The following is a 20,385-nucleotide window of genomic DNA, read 5'->3' as shown; positions in this document are numbered from 1 at the left end:
GGGTAAAGCAGATGTGATTCTTTCAGTTTTTGTAAAGCGGTTAGCTCAATGCACTGCTGTTAATCATCACTTCATCGATTAACCCATATTCCTTGGCTTGCTCTGCCGTCATAAAATTATCCCGATCCGTGTCTTTTTCGATCACTTCAAGAGGTTGACCGGTACGCTCAGCCAAGATGTTATTGAGGCGCTCACGCGTTTTTAAGATATGCCGAGCAGCGATCTCAATTTCAGTTGCTTGACCTTGTGCTCCACCTAGTGGTTGATGGATCATGATCTCCGCATTTGGCAGTGCGAAACGTTTTCCTTTGGTGCCAGCGGTCAACAAGAAGCTGCCCATCGAAGCAGCCATTCCAAGAACGATGGTTTGAACATCCGCTTTCACAAAGTTCATCGTATCAAAAATAGCCAAACCAGCAGATACGCTCCCGCCAGGAGAGTTAATGTACAAATAGATATCCTTTTCAGAGTCCTGAGCATCCAAGAAAAGCAGCTGGGCAATCACAGAGTTAGCCACATTGTCATCAATTGGTCCGCTCAACATGATAATGCGATCCTTTAATAAGCGAGAATAAATGTCGTAGGCCCGTTCACCACGGGAAGATTGTTCAATAACTGTAGGAACTAAATTCATAGTGACTCCTCCTCAAAATTGTTCTTCATATTATAGTTTAGCATAAGTAATAGCTAAATTCTAAAAAAGAGTATACAACATTGGTCAGTTTTGGTCAAATAGTATACTCAAGTTTTTTTGATAAAGCAAAACTATCCGAAAACCATTAAAATATGGTACTATTAATAACGCAAACAAACTGTTGAGGGGGATGGAAATGAAAACAGCAATGATCGGCTTATTGGGAGTTATTGTAGGGGCTGTGATCGTTGGTATCACAGTATTTATTATCTTTAAATTTATGCAACGCACGGAGTTTAAGCGGCGTGAACTTGAACATAAAGTAAAGGAGATCGAGACCTTGAATCTCCTAAATAAAAAAATCAATGAAATTTTAGGAAAAAGAACGGTACTAAGCGAAGAATATGTTAGCTTCAATTCATTTGATGATTGCTATATTACCATTGATGACTATATTTATCTCCAATCCTTTACCGCACAAAACAATTTCTATTTGCCAACTTTTTTGATCGAGGAATTCTTTAAAAATATCTCCCACCGCAAAGTGATTTTGTCACCGGAGGAAACAGCTACGATGGGTGGGTATGCTTATAAGGGTGGAAGACTGGTTATGGAGTCATTCTCCGATCAATTGATGGAGATTGTTCGAGAGAAAAAAATGCAATTGAGCAAATTAACTAAACAACCATTGCGTTATTTTGACGCAAAATAAGAGGTGAAAGACAGTGACGCTTATTTTGGCTCATCGAGGAAGCAGTGGAACGCATCCTGAAAATACATTGCCTGCTTTTGCTGAAGCAGTACGCACTGGAGCAGATGGTATCCATTTAGATGTACATCTGACAAAGGATCAGCAGCTAATCATCATGCATGATGAGACGGTGGATCGCACCACGGATGGAAAAGGCCTGGTTCGAGAGCTAACACTTGAGGAAATAAAGAAACTGGATGCAGGAAGCTGGTTTGCAAAAAAATACAAAGCCACTAAGGTATCGACCTTGCAGGAAGTGTTAAATCTTTTGCTGCAGATGAACTTTCGAGGGATTTTAAACATAGAACTAAAGACTGAGAATTATCATTATCCTGGGATCGAAATGGCTGTTTCGAAATGTCTCCATACGCAAGAGTGGCCATTTACTCATTGGTATTCCAGTTTTAATCTTGAAACGCTGCGGATCCTTCATGAGATCGAACCGGATGCACAATTGGACTTGCTGCTTAAGAAATCGCGATCACAAGTTGCAGCCGCAATGGAATGTGATTTTATTGAAGGGATTCATCCAAGCTATCAGTGGGTACAAGAAAACAGTAATCAAGTGGCAAATTTTCCTAAAGCGATTCGTCCGTGGACACCTAATTTATACCAGTCTATGATTCAATGCTTCGATTTGAAACTGGCTGCGATTATTACTGATTTTCCTGAAAAAGCACACCGGGTAAAGAGTAGGATGCGAAGATGAAAAAAGTATTGGCTATCGTAGGTCCAACGGCTGTAGGCAAAACAAGTTTAAGTATTGAACTTGCCAAACGGTTGAATGGAGAGATTATTAGTGGAGACTCCATGCAAGTCTACCGAACGTTAGACATTGGTACTGCCAAAGTAACTAAGAAGGAAATGTCAGGAATCCCGCACCACTTGATCGACATTAAAGAGGTGACAGAAGGATATTCTGTTTCTGAATTTCAAGCGACTGCCAGAGAAGTGATCGCGACGATCTGCAGTCGTGGCAAGCTGCCGATCGTAGTGGGTGGGACAGGTCTTTATATTCAATCTTTACTTTGGGACTATAAGCTAGGCAATGAGCGAGACCAGCAGGATCCTAGATTGCGGAGAATGTATGAAGCTTACGCTAAGGAGCATGGCAAAGAAGCATTATGGCGCTATTTAGCCGAAAGAGATCCATTAGCAGCACAGAAAATTCACTTGAACAATCAGAAAAAAGTGATCCGCGCGTTAGAGGTATTTGAACTTACGGGACGTTCGATCATGGTTCCTGAGAAAGAGCCTAAATTACTTTATGATGCTTATTTAATCGGGTTAGATACGAAGAGAGAATTGCTGTATGCTCGAATCGATCAACGGGTTGAGTCAATGCTTGAATCTGGAATCTTAGACGAAGCACGGAGTTTGTATAAAACTCCCACTGTTCAGGCGGCACAAGGGATTGGCTACAAAGAGTTTTTCCCATATTTTGCTGGAGAAATTTCGCTAGAAGAAGCTGCAGCGGTTGTTCAACAGCAGTCGAGACGTTATGCCAAACGCCAATTAACATGGTTTAGAAACCGAATGGATGTACATTGGTATGACCTAGTGCAGCATCCAGAGGACATCAGTCAAATAATTTCAGCCGCAAAATGCTGGCTGGAGGAGGGATCAGTTTGTCAGAACGAGTAATCCTTGTGGGAGTGGAAACAGAAGAAACAAAGAAAAATCATTTAGAATCGATGTATGAGCTAGCTGGATTGGCTAAAACGGCGAATGGAGAGATTGTTTTCTCGTTGACCCAAAAGCGTCCTAGAGTCGATCCGCAGACGATCATCGGTAAAGGGAAGACACACGAATTGGCCCAACTTGTGGATGCTCACGAAGCTGATCTGGTCATTTTCAATCATGCTTTGACACCTCGACAAGCACAATTAATCGAGGAGATCGTTGGCGTTCCTGTGATTGATCGCATCCAACTGATTTTGGATATATTTGCACAACGGGCAAGATCAAAGGAAGGGAAGTTGCAGGTAGAACTAGCACAATTAAGCTACCTTTTGCCTCGATTGATGGGACAAGGGCAAAACCTTTCACGTTTAGGTGGAGGGATCGGAACAAGAGGTCCTGGTGAAACAAAATTAGAAACGGATCGTCGTCATATTCGCCGTCGAATCTCTGCGATCAAAAAAGAGTTGAAACATGTCGAAGCGCATCGTGCACGAAACCGTCAGCAGCGTCAACAGTCTAATTTATTTCAAATCGGGCTGATCGGCTATACAAATGCTGGCAAATCGACTATTTTGAACCTCTTGACAAATGCTGAAACCTATTCGCAGGATCAATTGTTCGCTACGCTGGATCCTTTGACAAAAAGATGGCACCTGCCTCAAGGAATGGAAGCCACGATCACAGATACGGTTGGTTTTATTCAAGATCTGCCAACGCAACTGATCGATGCATTTCAGTCAACGTTGGAGGAGAGCCAAGGAATGGATTTGCTGCTGCATGTAGTAGATGCAAGTTCTGAGGATCGGCAGCAGCAGGAACAAACTGTTATTACACTGCTGAAAGAATTAGGCATGGAGTCTATCCCGGTTTTAACGATTTACAATAAAGCAGATCGGATTGATGCATTTCATTTTACACCTACATTGTTTCCAAATGTCTTGATCTCAGCAAAATCCAGCAAGGGGAAAGAACAACTCTCTGAAGCTATCAAAACAGTGATGATGGAAATCCTAGAACCGTACTTGCTGAGTATTTCAGCAGAAAATGGGCACGAATTGAGCATCATCAAACGTGAAACGCTGGTTTTAAGTGAGCAATTTAACGAAGAAAAAGAGAACTACCAAATAAGAGGATTTGCAAAAAAGTCTTCTAGTTGGCTGAGGAGGATGGAAGATGGGATGGACCGCTGAGCTTTCGCCTGAATTGATCCAAACGATCCAAAAAGTCGATCAAAAAATCGATGATCGTTTGAAAGCAATTAGGGAGACTGCTTTATCGAATCAAGCAAAAGTTTTAACCGCTTTTCGAGACAATCGGGTGTCAGAAAATCATTTTCTGCCCTCCACTGGTTACGGGAACGACGATTTAGGTCGTGAGGTGTTAGAGGCTGTATATGCTCAAACCTTTGGTGCGGAGGCTGCTTTAGTTCGCCCACAAATTGTTTCTGGGACACATGCTATCTCAACAGCATTGTTTGGTGTTTTACGTCCTGAAGATGACTTGTTGTACATCACCGGAACGCCATACGATACATTATTGGAAGTGATCGGTGTCCAAGGTAATGGCATCGGCTCATTCAACGAGTATAAAATTGGATATGCTGAAGTGGCATTGAAAGTGGACGGTTCAGTCGATCTTGAAAAAGTTCAAACGAGTATAACTGAAAAGACAAAGGTCGTAGCCATTCAACGTTCTAGAGGTTATGCTTCTCGGCTATCATTTACGATTGCTCAAATCGAAGAAATGTGTCAATTTGTAAAGAAGGTCGCACCGAATGTCATTATTTTCGTTGACAATTGCTATGGTGAATTTGCTGAATTGAAAGAACCAACACAAGTAGGTGCAGATCTGGTGGCAGGTTCGTTAATTAAAAATCCTGGAGGCGGAATAGCAAAAACAGGTGGGTACATTGCCGGGAAAAAAGCGTTGATAGAAAGGTGTGCGTATCGTTTGACTACACCTGGAGTCGGTGCGGAAGGTGGTGCAATGCTGGGCAATGTGTATGACATGCTGCAAGGATTTTTTTTAGCTCCTCATGTGGTGGGGCAGGCGATTCAGGGGACGATTTTTTCTTCAGCACTACTAGAGGAATACCATCTGGAATCAACTCCCAAGTGGCATGAGCCTCGAACCGATCTCATTCAACTAATCAACTTTAATGATCGGGAGGCGATGATTCGTTTTTGTCAGTCAATTCAAAAATTCTCGCCGATTGATGCTTACGTATTACCGATTCCTGCATACATGCCTGGTTATGAGGATGATATTATCATGGCAGCAGGGACTTTTGTTCAGGGAGCAAGCATTGAACTAAGTGCGGATGGACCATTAAGAGAACCTTATTCGCTTTATTTGCAAGGGGGACTGACCTACGAACATGTGAAAGTTGCGGTTTCAAATGCGGTTAATGATGTGTATCATTGATAAAACGAAAGATCTCCGTTGAGGTCTTTTTTTTGTGTGCTGAATCCTGAAAGAGGGATTTGATTTTTGATGTCAGAAAAAATTTTGTTTCCATGTCATAAAATCTCACATTTGCTGTTGACAAGTGGTCTATTGCTTGGTATTCTAGTTTCATCATTAAGAAACGAGGAGGATATTTGATGCGGGAGAAAGAACTACGTCGGTCATTGGCCGTTTTTCCAATTGGTACAGTCATGAAGTTAACAGATTTAACGGCTCGTCAGATTCGTTATTACGAAGAACAAGAATTGATCCATCCAGAGCGGAGTGAAGGCAACCGCAGAATGTACTCTCTTAATGACATTGATGTGCTCTTGGAAATCAAGGATTATTTATCGGATGGATTAAATATGGCTGGCATCAAGCGCGTCTACCAGATGCGCCAAGAAGAAGAAAAGGCAGCAAAAGAAAAACCGCCGTTGACTGATAAAGATGTTCGGCGCATTTTCTATGATGAGATGCTGACTCAAAGCGGATTAAACCAGCAACATCCATTTCAATCACAAGGGCCAAAGCTTTAGTGGTTGTGGAATATAAAAAAATGAAGTGTAAGGAAGGGATACTATGCCAAAGAAAGATTTAACTGTTCAAGACATCAAACGAATCGTTGAGGAAGAAAATGTACGATTTCTGCGCTTAATGTTCACCGATATTTTAGGAACGATCAAAAACGTAGAAGTACCTGTAAGTCAAATGGACAAAGTATTGAGCAATAAGATGATGTTCGATGGTTCATCAATTGAAGGGTTCGTGCGGATCGAAGAAAGTGATATGTATTTATATCCAGACCTTTCTACTTGGATGATTTTCCCTTGGGAAAGCGATCATGGAAAAGTAGGGCGTTTGATTTGCGATATCTACAATCCAGATGGTACTCCTTTTGCTGGGGATCCTCGTGGAAACTTAAAGCGTGTATTGACTGGCATGGAAGAATTTGGCTTTACTTCATTCAACTTAGGGCCTGAGCCTGAATTTTTCCTGTTTAAAATGGACGAATGCGGTGATCCAACACTAGACCTAAATGATAAAGGCGGCTATTTTGACTTTGCCCCTACAGATCTTGGAGAAAACTGCCGTCGAGACATCGTTTTAGAACTTGAAAGTCTTGGTTTTGAAGTTGAGGCCTCTCACCATGAGGTTGCTCCAGGGCAGCATGAGATCGATTTTAAATATGCAGATGCCATCGAGGCTTGCGACAATATTCAAACTTTTAAATTGGTCGTTAAGACGATCGCCCGCAAGCATGGATTGCACGCAACTTTTATGCCAAAACCTTTGTATGGAATCAATGGTTCTGGTATGCATTGCAACATGTCTCTTTTCAACGAGGAAGGCAATGTCTTTTTCGATGAAGATGGTCCAATGAAGCTAAGCAAAACGGCATATCAATTTTTAGCTGGACTATTGAAACATGCTCGAGCATATACAGCAGTATGTAATCCAATCGTTAATTCTTATAAACGCTTAGTACCTGGCTTCGAAGCACCTGTATACGTCGCGTGGAGTGGACGCAACCGTTCTCCGTTGATCCGTATTCCAGAATCACGCGGGTTGTCAACGCGTTTAGAACTACGATCTGTTGACCCGGCTGCCAATCCGTATTTGACTATGGCAGTGCTGCTTGAAGCTGGCTTAGATGGAATTCGTAATGACTTAACTCCTCCTGCAGCGGTAGATCGCAACATTTATGTGATGAGTGAAGAAGAACGTAAAGAAGCGCAAATTCTAGATCTTCCTTCTACTATCCACAATGCGATCAAAGCGTTGCGCGAAGACCAAGTGATGATTGATTCTTTGGGTTCGCACATTTACAACAACTTTACTGAAGCGAAAAAAATCGAGTGGGCAGCGTTCCGTCAAACGGTGTCCGAATGGGAACGTGAGCAGTATTTAGAATTGTATTAAAAGAAACGAAGTTGAAACAGCATGACATGATGTCGTGCTGTTTTTTTAGCAGGTACCAGCTATGGATAAAAAAATAAAACCAGGTGAGGCTGGAAACGACTGATCGAATGGATTAGAGGAGTGTTACAAATGCGCTGTTTCTGGTAATTCTTTTGTAAAATTTCAATATTTGTAAGTTGTCGTTATATTTAGTAGAATAAGGTATGTGAAAGTTTGAGAAAGAGGTGTTCAAAGATGGGATATACAGATGAAACAGTTCGTTTCGATTTTGATGACAATCGTAAAAAGGAAATCAGCGAAACGTTAGAAATCGTTTATCATGCATTAGCGGAAAAAGGCTACAACCCAATCAATCAGATCGTCGGTTATTTGTTATCAGGCGATCCGGCTTATATCCCGCGTTTTCAGGACGCGCGAAATTTAATTCGCCGTCACGAACGTGATGAAGTCATGGAAGTATTGGTGAAGTATTACTTGTCGAACCACGGTATTGATCTTTAATGAGAATAATGGGATTAGATGTCGGTTCAAAAACAGTAGGAATCGCTGTCAGCGATCCTTTTGGGTGGACAGCACAGGGTGTTGAGATCATTCGGATCAATGAAGATCGAGGCGAGTTTGGCCTTAAGCGACTGCAAGAATTAGTCAAAGAGTACCAGGTGACAAAATTTGTTATCGGGCTGCCAAAAAATATGAATAATTCGATTGGTCCTAGGGCCGAAGCTTCCATGCACTACGGCGAAAAACTCAAGGAATTGTTTGATTTACCGGTGGATTATCAAGACGAACGATTAACGACTGTTCAGGCAGAGCGCATGTTGGTGGAACAAGCGGATACTTCCCGGGCCAAACGAAAAAAGGTTATCGATAAACTTGCGGCGGTCATGATCTTGCAGAATTATCTTGATCGTACCAGCAATAAATTTTAGAAATGAGGAAATGGAATGGCACACGAACATAATCACGATCATGACCACGATCACGAACATGAAATGATTACTTTGGTAGACGATGAGGGAAATGAAACGCTGTATGAGATTCTCCTAACCATTGATGGACAAGAGGAGTTCAATCGTAACTATGTACTGCTTTATCCAGCGGGTGCGCCTGAGGACGAAGACGTAGAGTTGCAAGCGTATGCTTACGTGGAAAATGAAGATGGCAGTGAAGGTGAACTGCTGCAGATTGAAACGGATGCTGAATGGGATATGATTGAAGAGGTTTTCAACACATTCATGTCTGAAGAAGAATAGACTGTGAAGGACTAGACGAATGAGTTTAGTCTTTTTTTTATGGGAAAGCGATGACCCTAATCATTGTCTCCTTAACTGTTTTTAACAGTGATTGTTTTCCTTCCCTGAATATACTAAAATATGGAGAAAGAATCATTCAGGAGGAACAGCGTGAAAATTATTATTTTGGGTGCTGGAAAAGTCGGAAAGGCCCTTGTGCAACATTTATCAGACGAAGACCATGACCTGGTGATCATTGATCTGCACAGTGAAAAAGTAGAAAAAATCGTAGATCAGTTTGACGTATTTGGAATAAGCGGAAATGGAGCGACTTACGATGTTTTGGAAGAAGCGGACATTAAGGAAGCGGATATCATTATTGCGGTGACGGATTCGGATGAATTGAATATTTTGGCTTGTCTGATGGCTAAACGCATGGGTGCAGATAATACGATCGCTCGGGTGAGAAATCCAGAATATTTGAAGCAACGCTCGTTCATGCGGGATCAATTGGGACTGTCGATGATCGTCAACCCAGAACTAGAAGCCGCCAATGAGATTCGACGGATTCTAATGTTTCCTTCTGCATTCAAAGTAGATACATTTGTCAGTGGAAAGATTGAGCTGGCAGAATTTCGTTTGACAGGAAAGACCAAGCTTTCCGGAATTTCGTTGAGTCGTTTGCCAAAGGTATCTAAAACCAATGTACTGATCTGCGCTGTACGAAGAAAATGTGAGTTGATTATTCCTGACGGTAATTTTGTATTGGAACAAAATGATCGTATTTATGTCACTGGACAGCACCGGGATTTGGTTCGATTTTGTCAGGATATTGGGCTATTTGAACACAAGAGCAAACGTGTGATGATTATCGGTGGAGGGAGGATTGCCTTTTACCTTGCTCAGCAATTATCAACCCAAGGAATTCGGGTCAAAATAATTGAGAACAATTCAAAACGTTGTCTGGAGCTGTCTCGAAAACTTTCCCACGTAACCATCATTGAGGCTGATGGAAGTGACGAAGAGGTGTTGATTGAAGAAGGAATTGAAAAAATTGATGCGCTTGTTTCTTTGACCGGACTTGATGAGGAAAATATTGTGATCTCTTTATATGGAAAGCAGATGAATGCTAAGAAGACCGTTGCAAAGGTCACTAGGATGAATTTTACCAGTGTTTTGGATCAAATTGATATTGATAGTGTGATTTCTCCTAAAAGCATTATTGCCTCGCAAATCCTGCGCTACGTTCGTGCAAAAGACAACAAAGATGATGACACCAGTGTAAAGACATTGCACAAAATCATCAATGACGAAGTAGAAGGTTTAGAATTTATCGTGACAAAGCACACTTCATTTATCGATCAAAAAATAGCCAGTTTAAATTTACGTGAAGGGCTTTTGATCGCAGCAATCTCCAGGGAAAGAGGTTTCGTAATTCCTAATGGAGAAACTAGGATCCGCTTAAACGACCATATCGTAATAATCACGAAAGATAAAAAAATTAGTAATTTGAATGAGATTGTCAGGAGATAGCAGAGCGACATGAATAAGAAAATGATCGTTTATACATTAGGGAAATTGATGAAAGTAGAAGGACTTCTGATGCTCTTTCCTGTTCTGGTTGGTTTGATCTATCAGGAACAATCAAGTCTGGATTATGTGTCAGTCGGTCTGATCGTTTTCCTGCTAGGCTCCTTTATTAGCCGTCATCCACTTGAAAATCGAAAAATTTATGCGAAAGAGGGTTTTTTTATCGTGGGCATCAGTTGGTGTTTGTTGTCAGCATTTGGTGCTCTTCCTTTTGTTTTAACCGGTGAGATACCCTCTTACATTGATGCTTTTTTCGAAACCGTTTCTGGGTTCACGACTACAGGGGCTTCGATTTTATCAAACTTAGATCACATGAGCCATGCTAGTCTTTTTTGGCGGAGTTTCACACATTGGATAGGCGGGATGGGAATTTTAGTTTTTACGGTAGCCTTTATTCCGTTGGCTTCGGGAAGAACAATGCACATTTTGAAGGCGGAAATGCCTGGTCCTATTGTAGGGAAATTAGTATCTAAAATCCATGTATCCGCGCGAATTCTGTATGTCATTTACACAGCCTTGACCTTGATTGAAGTTCTCTTATTGCTTTTAGGCGGAATGCCGGTGTTTGACAGTTTGCTGAACGCGTTTGCTACTGCAGGTACTGGCGGATTTTCAATGAGTACAGCAGGCATTATCGGCTATCAAAGTGCCTACATTGATGGCGTTATTACGATTTTTATGATCCTTTTCGGAATCAACTTCAATTTATTGTATTTTTTGCTGGTTGGAAAAGTACTTGCTGTATTGAAAAATGAGGAGTTATTATGGTATTTAGGCATTATTGCTGCAGCAATTGCAGGAATCACCATCAATATTCAGCCTTTGTACCATTCATTTTCAGCAGCTTTCAGATATGCTGCTTTTCAGGTCGCGTCAATCATAACGACTACAGGCTTTGCTACAGCAGACTATAATCAATGGCCGATGTTTTCGCAAACCCTTCTTTTGCTATTGATGTTCGTCGGTGCTTGTTCTGGTTCTACAGGTGGAGGCATCAAAGTATCTCGCATCGTAATGTTTGTTAAAAATGCGGCGAAGGAAATCAAAAAATTGATTCACCCTCAAAGTGTATTGACGGTCAGCTTTGAGAAAATGTCGGTTTCCATCAAGACGTTGAACAATATTCATGCTTATTTGGTATTGTACCTAATGACATTTGCAGGGGCTTTGATTTTCTTGTCATTAGAGAATGTTGACTTTCAAACAACCTTTTCCGCCGTTGCCACTTGTATTAACAACGTTGGTCCAGGCTTTGGTGAGGTTGGACCGATGGGGAACTATGGATTTCTCTCCAACCCTTCAAAAGTTGTTTTGTCGTTTGTCATGTTGGCTGGAAGATTGGAAATTTTCCCGTTGTTTATTCTTTTTTCAAAGGCTTTTTGGCGAGAGTAAAGAGGCTGTGACAGCACTGTCACAACCTCTTTAAAATCCGCATAATCGGTGTGGCTGAAACAGTTCTTTCGGAAATCAGCCGCCTATTCGCAAAAATAAGAGAAGTTATTTTCGGATTATCCGGCTGATTTCTCGGAGCTAAACGCTTTTGTCGCCGCCTCTTTTAAAACAGCTCAAGGGCTTTATTTGCAAATCGTTCACCAAATATTCTGAACATTTCCCGAGAATCCTCAAAATGGGTACCGACAGCATCTAAAGCAATTGGTCCGTGGTGAATAAATGGTTGGCCGAAAGCGGCTCCTCCTGAATAAATAAGCATCCCCTTGACTAATAACACACCGATCATTGACAAGATCGCAGTGTCTCCACCGCCTTGAGCATAGTGAGCTGTTGCGAAACATCCGCCTAACTTTCCAGATAGATTTATTCCAGAAGTATGATTCAGCCATTCGATCATTTTCCAGTGACTGGTCGCCACATAAGTCGGCGTTCCAAATAGGATTCCTTTACATTGCTCAAGATAGGCAGGATCTACGTTCTCTTCAATCGAAAACAATCGAGCTTCTTCTCCAGCGATTCGGATGCCCTCAGCAATTTCTTCAGCCATCGATTTTGTATTGCCGCTAACACTATAGTAAATGACTGCAAATTTCATCTTAACACTTCCCTTCGTATTCTTTTCTTCTACTATAAGTTTTCCTAACGTTTTTAACAAGCTGATTATGTTGTAGAACAAACAGATTATTTGTCAGCTTTAAATGACTGGAGTAGGATTTGCTTGTAAGCGTTTTTTGAATAGTGATTATTTAGGACGGGATGTGTAGGAAATGACAGAAATTTATCAGACCAGCGATGCCGAAGGGACTATCAATTTTATAAACATGTTTGACCTTGAACACATGGCTCAGGAGGTTATTCCTAAAGGCGGATTTGGATATATCAGCAGTGGAGCAGGAGACGTTTTTACTTATCGAGAGAACGAACGGGCATTTGAACATCAATTAATTATCCCTCATGTCTTGAAGGATGTTGAACTGCCTTCCACAGAAAAATTGTTTGAAGGAGAGAAGCTACGCTCGCCTATCATCATGGCTCCAGTGGCTGCTCATGGATTGGCAAATACAAAAGGCGAAGAAGCGTCAGCAAAAGGAGTAGCCGAATATGGGACCATTTACACCATCAGTTCTTATGCTTCGCGAACGATGGAACAGATCAGACAGGCAGCGGGCCCTTCTGCTAATCAATGGTTTCAGTTTTATATGAGTAAAGATGACGGAATCAATTTGACGATCCTTGAACAAGCGAAAGCTAACGGAGCAAAAGCGATTGTTTTGACAGCAGATGCTACAGTTGGTGGGAATCGTGAAACAGATCGACGAAATGGGTTCACATTTCCATTGGCGATGCCGATCGTTGAATCCTATCAGACCGGCGTTGGACAGACGATGAATGCTGTTTATGGTTCATCAAAGCAAAAACTGAGTCCCAAAGATGTTGAATTTATTGTCGAGCATTCTTCCTTGCCTGTTTATGTAAAAGGAGTTCAGTCAGAGGAAGATGTAGAACGGGCACTGTCAGCAGGTGCAAACGGGATTTGGGTATCTAACCACGGTGGGCGTCAATTAGATGGCGGACCTGCTGCCTTTGATTCTTTACAGTATGTATCAAAAGCAGTTGATGGACGGGTCCCGATCGTATTCGACAGCGGTGTTCGCCGAGGACAACATGTTTTTAAAGCTTTAGCTTCTGGGGCCGATCTTGTCGCCATTGGTCGCCCAGCGATCTATGGCTTGGCGTTGGGCGGTTCTGTCGGTATTCGTCAAGTCTTTGAATTTTTCCAAACAGAATTGGAAATGGTAATGCAGTTAGCCGGCGTGCAAACCATCGAAGAGATCCAAGGAATAAAATTGAGAGAAAATCGTTATATCTAACAATAGTCAAAATCAGTACAGATTCCAAATGGTGCTGCTTTTGGCTATTTTTCCTGCTTCTATAGCTTGTAAGACTGCCACAACTTCATCGATTGGACAGCCAATCGATGACTATATAGCATTTTTTATAAGTTTACTACGGCCGAACGCATAAAATATTTCTCTTTTCCTTAATTTAATTGGGTTTTATTCATTGAAAGTTGTAAAAACCTCCTGTTTTAGCATATAATAGACTCAGTGTTTTTGCGAATGACGAAAACGAAACATGCTTATGGAGGGACGATTTGCATGGCTCAAAATAGATACAAAGCAGAAGTTGCTGGCCAGACTTATACTATTATTGGTCAAGAGTCCAAGCAACATATGGATCTGGTTGTTGCTCTAGTCAATGAACAATTGACAGAGATCAAAGGGTTGTCACAAGATGTTTCACTGGAACAAGCAGCGATCTTACTGGCGATCAATGCAGTATCGGATCAAGTGAAAAAGCAAGAAGAGCTATTAAGATTGAAAAAACATCAAAACGAGCTGCAGCGAAAAGCGGCCCGGTCTGTGGAATTGGAAAACAGAATCAGAAAGATTGAGGCAGTGGAAGCCGAAGCAAAATCGATTTTGCAAAAGAATGGTAACAACCATGCGCAGATCCGCAATCATGTAGAAGCACAACAAATTGTGAACGAAAACCGCAAACGTGAGATCCAAAAGCGTGCGGCCAATAAATAAGCGAGGAATCCTATGTTAACTCTGATTATTCTATTTTTTTTGTTGATTTCCTTTTATACAGGATATCGACGTGGTACAGCCTATCAATTATTCTTTACGATCGGATATGCGATCTCATTTATTCTTGCTTTATTTTTTTATAAGGGATTAGGGGAGCGTTTGGACTTGTTCGTTCCGTATCCTTCGGTGACGAGTGAATCGACGATGGTGTTTTATACGGTTGAACAAGGCTTTGAATTAGATAAGGCTTTTTATGCAGGTGTCGCCTTCATGAGCATTATCTTGATTGGCTGGCTGATCACCCATTTAATTGCTGTGTTCTTTAAGAACTTGTTGTTTCGAGTTCTTTTTGCGAAGTACGATGGACTCATTGCAGGTGCTATCTCTGTATTTTTGTCATACATGTTGATTTTTCTTCTATTAAAATTGGCATCGTTCATTCCACTGGCATTGGTTCAAAATGCACTCGATGGCAGCGGGCTGGCCATATTTATTGTGGAGCATTCCTTGTTTTTAAGTCCGGCTTTTGAAACATTATGGGTATCAAGAATCATAGGTTAAATCAAAAACCGGGATCCTGCATACGAAAAGGATTTCGGTTTATTTTATAGTAGAAGGTGAAAAAATGAATGAACGAATTCTGACAACGCTTGGATTTGATGAGGTTAAGGCAATGATCGCAAATCATCTAGCGACTATGCAAGGGTCTGAAGAGCTCCGCAAGCTCGTACCTTCTAGTGATCGAGAGGTTGTTCGGTCTTGGTTGGAAGAAACGGAAGATGGACTAAACGTTCTACGGTTGCGTGGAGGACTTCCTGTACCCAAATTAATGAATATCAAACCTCATATGAAACGAGTCGAAATTGGGGCAAACTTAAATGGTCTAGAATTGGCAGAAGTTTCACGCGTGCTTTCTACAACGAGCGAGATCATGCGATTTATTGATGACCTGAAAGACAACGAGCTGGAGTTTCTCCGCCTTTATTTTTGGGCAGATCAATTGGTGACTTTACCCGAATTAAGCGGACGATTGCGTCGTTCTGTTGAAGAGGATGGCCGAATCAAGGACGAGGCTTCTTCTGAATTACGGACAATCCGCAGTCAAATAAGGCGAAGCGAACAAACGATTCGCGAGAAATTAGATGGATTGGTTCGTGGAAAGAATGCGAAGTATCTGAGTGATCCAATCATAACGATGCGTAACGACCGATATGTAATCCCAGTAAAACAAGAATACCGCAGCATCTTTGGTGGTGTCGTGCATGATCAAAGTTCATCTGGACAAACCTTGTTTATTGAACCAAAACAAGTCGTTGATTTGAACAATCGATTGCGGCAACAGCAAATCGCTGAACGTAGTGAGATCGAACGGATTTTATCCGAACTTTCAGCTGACCTAGCTCCTTATCGACGAGAGATTTTGCACAATGCTTATGTATTGGGCCGCTTTGATGTAATGAATGCCAAAGCACGTTTCGCTAAAGAATTGAAAGCAGTCGTACCAGCAATCAGTCGAGACAATCATGTGTTTTTCAAGCAGGCCAGACATCCATTGCTGAATCAGGATATGGCTGTTGCTAATGATATTCGGATCGGAGAAGAGTATCAAGCGGTGGTTATCACCGGCCCAAATACTGGTGGCAAAACGATCACGTTGAAAACACTAGGAATTTTACAGCTGATGGGACAAGCCGGATTGCCCTTGCCAGTAGCTGAAGAAAGTCAGATGGGTATTTTCCAAGAGATTTTTGCTGATATCGGCGACGAACAATCGATCGAACAAAGTTTATCGACGTTTTCTTCTCATATGACCAACATCGTATCGATTTTAGAAAAGATCGACGAGCGAAGTTTGGTGCTCTTTGATGAACTAGGTGCTGGGACGGATCCTCAAGAGGGGGCTGCTCTGGCTATAGCAATCTTAGACGCAGTAGGTATGAAATCTTCTTACGTGATGGCTACGACCCATTATCCTGAGTTAAAAATCTATGGCTATAATCGTCCGAATACGATCAATGCCAGTATGGAGTTCGATGTGGATACGTTGAGTCCGACGTATCGTTTGCTGATTGGTGTTCCTGGACGAAGCAATGCGTTTGAAATTTCTCGACGACTCGGACTGGATGCTGCAGTGATTGAAAGTGCTAAGCAAATCATCGATGAAGAAAGTCAAGATTTGAATGAGATGATAGCGGATCTGGAAAACCAACGTAAGATGACAGAAACGGAATACCACGAAGTTCGCCATTATGTACAGGAATCAGAGATCTTGTATCGCGATTTGAAGAATGCATACACTTATTTCTTTGATGAGCGCGAAAAAGAGATGGAAAAGGCGAGAAAAAAAGCCAATTTACTTGTACAAGAAGCTCAAGAGAATGCCGAGAAGATCATTAAAGATATTCGAAAAATGCAATTAGAAGGTCAAGGCACAGTGAAAGAGCATCAGTTGATCGGTGCACGTTCGCAATTAGAAGATTTGAAGCAGGACGAACATCTCAAAAAAAATAAAGTTCTCCAAAAAGCGAAGGCGAAGAAACAATTTCATGCTGGAGATGAAGTATTGGTCGAGACCTACGGACAAAGGGGAACCTTGATCAAAAAAATGGCAAATGAACAGTGGCAAGTCCAATTAGGAATTTTAAAAATGACGATAGCAGAAGAGGATATGGCGCCTGTTGCGCCACTCGAAGAGCCAAAACAAAGAGTTGTAACTGGTGTTCAACGCGGAGCAAGCGCCCAAGTAAAACCGGAGCTGGACCTTCGAGGGAAACGATACGAAGAAGCGTTAGCCGAAGTAGATCAATACATTGACGCTGCATTGTTGGCAAATTATCCACAAGTCAGAATTATTCACGGCAAGGGAACTGGTGCGCTTCGAAAAGGCATTACAGAATATTTGAAGAACAACCGGCAGGTCAAAAGTTTTGAATTTGCAGCGGGCAATGAAGGCGGCAGTGGGGCTACAGTAGTCACCTTTAAATAATTGTTTACAAGTGTAAGCAGAAAAATAGCCACGAACGAAAGAGCATGCTATAATGGTCATAGAAATTTTTGGGAGGGATACATACATGTCACAAGCAGTTACAGATACAACATTTAATGAAGAAACCGATAAAGGATTAGTCTTGATAGATTTTTGGGCTACTTGGTGCGGTCCTTGTCGCATGCAAGCGCCGATTTTAGAGCAACTTGGTGAAGAATATGGAGAAGACGACCTGAAAATCGTTAAAATGGATGTAGATGAAAATCCAGAAACACCTGCTTCTTTTGGAATCATGAGCATTCCGACACTCGTCTTGAAAAAAGACGGACAAGTGGTTGACAAAGTAATCGGTGTTCATACAAAAGATCAATTAAAAGAATTGATCAGCGCACATATGTAGGTGTCAAAGCTGGGCTGAGGCTCAGCTTTTTCTTCATGGTCAAACAGTGAAGAAAAAGCCTCAAGAGATCGGGCCCCACGAATGATTATTGCTTAAATGCGAAACAAGTTCGTGAGGTCGTTTTACCGTTTTTTGAAGATGTTGAAGGGAAGCTAGCGATGAATGAACGAATCAAAAATAAATTAGCCTTGTTGCCAGATCAACCGGGATGCTATTTAATGAAAGACAAGAATGGCACGATCATTTACGTTGGAAAAGCTAAGATCTTGAAAAATCGTGTCCGCTCTTATTTTACTGGCAGTCATGATACTAAAACCGAGCGTCTGGTCAGCGAAATCGTGGATTTTGAATACATTGTGACAGAGTCAAACATTGAAGCGTTGATTCTGGAAATCAATCTGATCAAAAAGAATGATCCAAAATACAATATCATGTTGAAAGATGATAAAACCTATCCTTTCATTAAAATCACGAATGAGGATTACCCTCGTTTACTGATCACTCGAAAGGTAGTAAAGGATAAAGCCTTGTATTTTGGCCCATATCCAGATGTTGGAGCTGCCAATGAAACTAAAAGACTATTGGATCGTCTATTTCCGCTAAGAAAGTGCAAAACTTTGCCAAAGGAAGTTTGTCTTTATTACCATATGGGGCAGTGCTTAGCTCCATGCATTTTTGATATTCCGAGTGTCCGCTACAAGATGATGGTCAATGAGATCAAGCGCTTTTTAAATGGTGGACACACCGAAGTACAAACGGTGTTGGAAAAAAAGATGAACGATGCCGCTGAAAACATGGAGTTTGAGAAGGCTGCAGAGTATCGCGATCAAATTCAGGCAATTGAGACGGTGATGACTAAGCAAAAAATGACCAATGCCGATTTAGTGGACCGTGATGTCTTTGGTTATGCCACAGACAAAGGGTGGATGTGTGTCCAGGTCTTCTTTATCAGACAAGGGAAGCTGATCGAACGAGATGTGTCGATGTTTCCCTTTTATAATGAAGCCCAAGAAGATTTTCTAACTTACATTGGTCAGTTCTATCAAGAAAATGAACATTTTATTCCGAAAGAAGTATTGATTCCAGACGATATCGATAAAACCAGTGTTGAAGCTTTATTGGCTACAAAAGTATTGCAGCCGCAGCGTGGAGAAAAGAAAAAATTGGTGAAGCTTGCTGGGAAAAATGCTCACGTCGCTTTAAATGAGAAATTTGATTTGATTGAACGTAACGAGGCCCGTACAATTGGGGCAGTTGAACGGCTAGGTAATGCGATGAACATTCCAGAGCCGATTCGCATCGAAGCCTTCGATAATTCCAACATCATGGGATCAGATCCGGTATCAGCAATGGTCGTCTTTATTGATGGCAGGCCAGCTAAAAAAGAGTACCGAAAATATAAAATCAAAACGGTCAAAGGGCCGGATGATTATGCTTCCATGCGAGAGGTGATCTATCGTCGATACTCCCGTGTACTGAAAGAAGGCTTACCATTTCCTGATTTGATTGTGATCGATGGAGGGAAGGGACAGGTTGATGCTGCCAAAGATGTATTGGATAATCAGCTAGGGCTAGATATTCCGATTGCAGGATTAGCCAAAGATGATAAACATAAAACCAGTGAGCTGCTTTTTGGTACAAACTTAGAACGGATACCTTTAGAAAGAAATTCGCAGGAGTTTTTCTTACTGCAGAGAATCCAAGATGAAGTCCACCGTTTTGCGATCACCTTTCATCGTCAATTGCGAAGTAAAAACAGCTTTGCTTCCAAGCTAGACGAAATTGAAGGATTGGGACCGAAACGGAAAAAACTTTTGCTAAAGGAATTTAAATCCTTAAAAAATATTCAAGCAGCTTCAGTAGAAGAATTAAAAGCGATCGGTTTGCCGATGACTGTTGCTCAAAATGTGTACAATCAAGTTCATGAGGAAAAAAATGTATAGTACGCTTTACAATAAAAGTAAAGCGTGCTATACTTTTTGGTGTAAGATGTAAAGCGGACTATACATTGGAGGGGGTTTAATTGCAAAATCGAATCCAGGAATTACGTAAAGAACGTCGAATGACTCAAAGTGAACTGGCAGATCATTTGGAAGTAACGAGACAGACGATCATTTCGTTAGAAAATGGACGATACAATGCCTCGCTGCTCTTGGCTCACAAGGTAGCCCGTTTTTTTGACTTAGCAATCGAGGAAGTATTCATTTTTGAGGAGGAACAGTGATGGAAAAGTTGACTTCAGCAGATCAAGTCTATCGAGATAGATTAATCCGGAAAAACCGTTGGTATGGTTTAGTCGTTTTGGTTTTACTTTTTTCCATGCTTTTTTTACGATTCGGCATACAGCTGTTTGAATTGTCCATTCAGGAACATGGGAAAGACTTTCTTTCAGGGTTGTTCAGTGCGATCATTTTAACATTTGTGATTTTCATTTTCCGAAACACTCGAATCATGAACAACCCCAAAATGTTGCGTAAGGCGAGAATTGAAAGTACAGATGAACGAACGCAAAACATCGTTCTGCGTGCACAAAGTATTGCAACATACTTTCTAACGGCTTCTTTGGTTGTGGCCAGTGTGATTGGAAGTTTTTTCGATCCTTTGCTATTGAAGGTATCTAGTGGATTGCTGTATCTTTTCGGATTGATCTATATGGTCAGCTATTTTTACTATCGTAAAAAAATGTAAACAAGTA

Annotated in this window: 22 protein-coding genes; 20 read left to right on the top strand and 2 right to left on the bottom strand. The window is 41.4% G+C overall.

All coding sequences use genetic code 11. The annotated features are described in order from the left end of the window. Nucleotides 1-40: 40 nt before the first annotated feature. Nucleotides 41-634: an ATP-dependent Clp endopeptidase proteolytic subunit ClpP gene (gene clpP, locus NRIC_RS00765; RefSeq protein WP_146620783.1), complete on the bottom strand. Its 594-nt coding sequence runs from the start codon at nucleotides 632-634 to the stop codon at nucleotides 41-43. Between the two features lie 196 nt (nucleotides 635-830). On the opposite strand from clpP, the gene NRIC_RS00760 reads away from it, so the two are divergent. The 12 genes from NRIC_RS00760 to NRIC_RS00705 all read left to right on the top strand — a co-directional run bounded on the left by NRIC_RS00760 (nucleotide 831) and on the right by NRIC_RS00705 (nucleotide 11,650). Beyond that, nucleotides 831-1,346 (top strand): hypothetical protein, encoded by a 516-nt coding sequence (locus NRIC_RS00760; RefSeq protein ID WP_146620782.1) that lies wholly within the window; start codon nucleotides 831-833, stop codon nucleotides 1,344-1,346. A 13-nt stretch (nucleotides 1,347-1,359) separates the two neighbouring features. Continuing rightward, nucleotides 1,360-2,094, top strand: a complete 735-nt coding sequence (locus tag NRIC_RS00755; RefSeq protein WP_146620781.1) for a glycerophosphodiester phosphodiesterase — start codon at nucleotides 1,360-1,362, stop codon at nucleotides 2,092-2,094. Next, complete coding sequence (miaA, locus tag NRIC_RS00750; protein WP_146620780.1) at nucleotides 2,091-3,029, top strand: tRNA (adenosine(37)-N6)-dimethylallyltransferase MiaA; 939 nt, start codon at nucleotides 2,091-2,093, stop codon at nucleotides 3,027-3,029. The genes NRIC_RS00755 and miaA overlap by 4 nt, the downstream gene beginning before the upstream one ends. Further along, on the top strand, nucleotides 3,014-4,258 hold the full coding sequence (hflX, locus tag NRIC_RS00745) for a GTPase HflX (RefSeq protein WP_146620779.1): 1,245 nt from the start codon (nucleotides 3,014-3,016) through the stop codon (nucleotides 4,256-4,258). Before miaA ends, hflX begins: the two co-directional genes overlap by 16 nt. Continuing rightward, on the top strand, nucleotides 4,242-5,492 hold the full coding sequence (locus NRIC_RS00740) for a methionine gamma-lyase family protein (RefSeq protein WP_146620778.1): 1,251 nt from the start codon (nucleotides 4,242-4,244) through the stop codon (nucleotides 5,490-5,492). Before hflX ends, NRIC_RS00740 begins: the two co-directional genes overlap by 17 nt. 179 nt (nucleotides 5,493-5,671) lie before the next feature. Next, entirely contained in the window at nucleotides 5,672-6,052 is a 381-nt protein-coding gene (locus tag NRIC_RS00735) for a MerR family transcriptional regulator (protein ID WP_146620777.1), read from the top strand. 43 nt (nucleotides 6,053-6,095) lie between these two features. Continuing rightward, nucleotides 6,096-7,436 carry a type I glutamate--ammonia ligase gene (gene glnA / locus NRIC_RS00730; protein WP_146620776.1) on the top strand — a complete coding sequence of 447 codons (1,341 nt, stop codon included), beginning with the start codon at nucleotides 6,096-6,098 and terminating at the stop codon, nucleotides 7,434-7,436. A gap of 234 nt (nucleotides 7,437-7,670) precedes the next feature. Then, nucleotides 7,671-7,937, top strand: coding sequence for an IreB family regulatory phosphoprotein (locus tag NRIC_RS00725; protein ID WP_146620775.1), 267 nt, complete (start codon nucleotides 7,671-7,673; stop codon nucleotides 7,935-7,937). Then, the gene (gene ruvX / locus NRIC_RS00720; RefSeq protein WP_146620774.1) at nucleotides 7,937-8,365 is read left to right on the top strand and encodes a Holliday junction resolvase RuvX; all 429 of its coding nucleotides are present in this window, start codon (nucleotides 7,937-7,939) and stop codon (nucleotides 8,363-8,365) included. The genes NRIC_RS00725 and ruvX overlap by 1 nt, the downstream gene beginning before the upstream one ends. A 15-nt stretch (nucleotides 8,366-8,380) precedes the next feature. Further along, a complete protein-coding gene (locus NRIC_RS00715) occupies nucleotides 8,381-8,689 on the top strand; it encodes a DUF1292 domain-containing protein (protein WP_146620773.1) in 309 nt (102 codons plus the stop codon). Between the two features lie 150 nt (nucleotides 8,690-8,839). Next, a complete protein-coding gene (gene trkA / locus NRIC_RS00710; RefSeq protein ID WP_146620772.1) occupies nucleotides 8,840-10,201 on the top strand; it encodes a Trk system potassium transporter TrkA in 1,362 nt (453 codons plus the stop codon). Nucleotides 10,202-10,210: 9 nt separating this feature from the next. Continuing rightward, nucleotides 10,211-11,650 (top strand): TrkH family potassium uptake protein, encoded by a 1,440-nt coding sequence (locus NRIC_RS00705; RefSeq protein ID WP_146620771.1) that lies wholly within the window; start codon nucleotides 10,211-10,213, stop codon nucleotides 11,648-11,650. A 163-nt stretch (nucleotides 11,651-11,813) separates the two neighbouring features. On the opposite strand, the gene NRIC_RS00700 is transcribed toward NRIC_RS00705, so the two are convergent. Then, nucleotides 11,814-12,305 (bottom strand): flavodoxin family protein, encoded by a 492-nt coding sequence (locus NRIC_RS00700; protein ID WP_146620770.1) that lies wholly within the window; start codon nucleotides 12,303-12,305, stop codon nucleotides 11,814-11,816. A 172-nt stretch (nucleotides 12,306-12,477) separates the two neighbouring features. On the opposite strand from NRIC_RS00700, the gene NRIC_RS00695 reads away from it, so the two are divergent. From NRIC_RS00695 to NRIC_RS00660, 8 genes are all read left to right on the top strand, one after another. Next, nucleotides 12,478-13,581, top strand: coding sequence for an alpha-hydroxy-acid oxidizing protein (locus tag NRIC_RS00695; RefSeq protein ID WP_146620769.1), 1,104 nt, complete (start codon nucleotides 12,478-12,480; stop codon nucleotides 13,579-13,581). A 288-nt stretch (nucleotides 13,582-13,869) separates the two neighbouring features. After that, nucleotides 13,870-14,304: a cell division protein ZapA gene (zapA, locus tag NRIC_RS00690; protein WP_146620768.1), complete on the top strand. Its 435-nt coding sequence runs from the start codon at nucleotides 13,870-13,872 to the stop codon at nucleotides 14,302-14,304. Nucleotides 14,305-14,316: 12 nt separating this feature from the next. Further along, entirely contained in the window at nucleotides 14,317-14,865 is a 549-nt protein-coding gene (locus NRIC_RS00685) for a CvpA family protein (RefSeq protein WP_146620767.1), read from the top strand. A 64-nt stretch (nucleotides 14,866-14,929) separates the two neighbouring features. Continuing rightward, on the top strand, nucleotides 14,930-17,290 hold the full coding sequence (locus NRIC_RS00680) for an endonuclease MutS2 (protein WP_146620766.1): 2,361 nt from the start codon (nucleotides 14,930-14,932) through the stop codon (nucleotides 17,288-17,290). Nucleotides 17,291-17,375: 85 nt separating this feature from the next. After that, nucleotides 17,376-17,690 carry a thioredoxin gene (gene trxA, locus NRIC_RS00675; protein ID WP_146620765.1) on the top strand — a complete coding sequence of 105 codons (315 nt, stop codon included), beginning with the start codon at nucleotides 17,376-17,378 and terminating at the stop codon, nucleotides 17,688-17,690. 158 nt (nucleotides 17,691-17,848) lie between these two features. Continuing rightward, nucleotides 17,849-19,633 (top strand): excinuclease ABC subunit UvrC, encoded by a 1,785-nt coding sequence (gene uvrC, locus NRIC_RS00670; protein ID WP_146620764.1) that lies wholly within the window; start codon nucleotides 17,849-17,851, stop codon nucleotides 19,631-19,633. A gap of 80 nt (nucleotides 19,634-19,713) precedes the next feature. Continuing rightward, complete coding sequence (locus NRIC_RS00665) at nucleotides 19,714-19,914, top strand: helix-turn-helix transcriptional regulator (RefSeq protein ID WP_146620763.1); 201 nt, start codon at nucleotides 19,714-19,716, stop codon at nucleotides 19,912-19,914. Then, the gene (locus NRIC_RS00660; protein ID WP_146620762.1) at nucleotides 19,914-20,378 is read left to right on the top strand and encodes a hypothetical protein; all 465 of its coding nucleotides are present in this window, start codon (nucleotides 19,914-19,916) and stop codon (nucleotides 20,376-20,378) included. Before NRIC_RS00665 ends, NRIC_RS00660 begins: the two co-directional genes overlap by 1 nt. The last annotated feature ends 7 nt before the right edge of the window (nucleotides 20,379-20,385 follow it).

This window comes from Enterococcus florum (assembly GCF_004309355.1).
Lineage (GTDB): Bacteria > Bacillota > Bacilli > Lactobacillales > Enterococcaceae > Enterococcus_A > Enterococcus_A florum.
The sequence above is the reverse complement of the archived record's forward strand: the minus strand, read 5'-3'. Positions and strand labels throughout refer to the sequence as shown.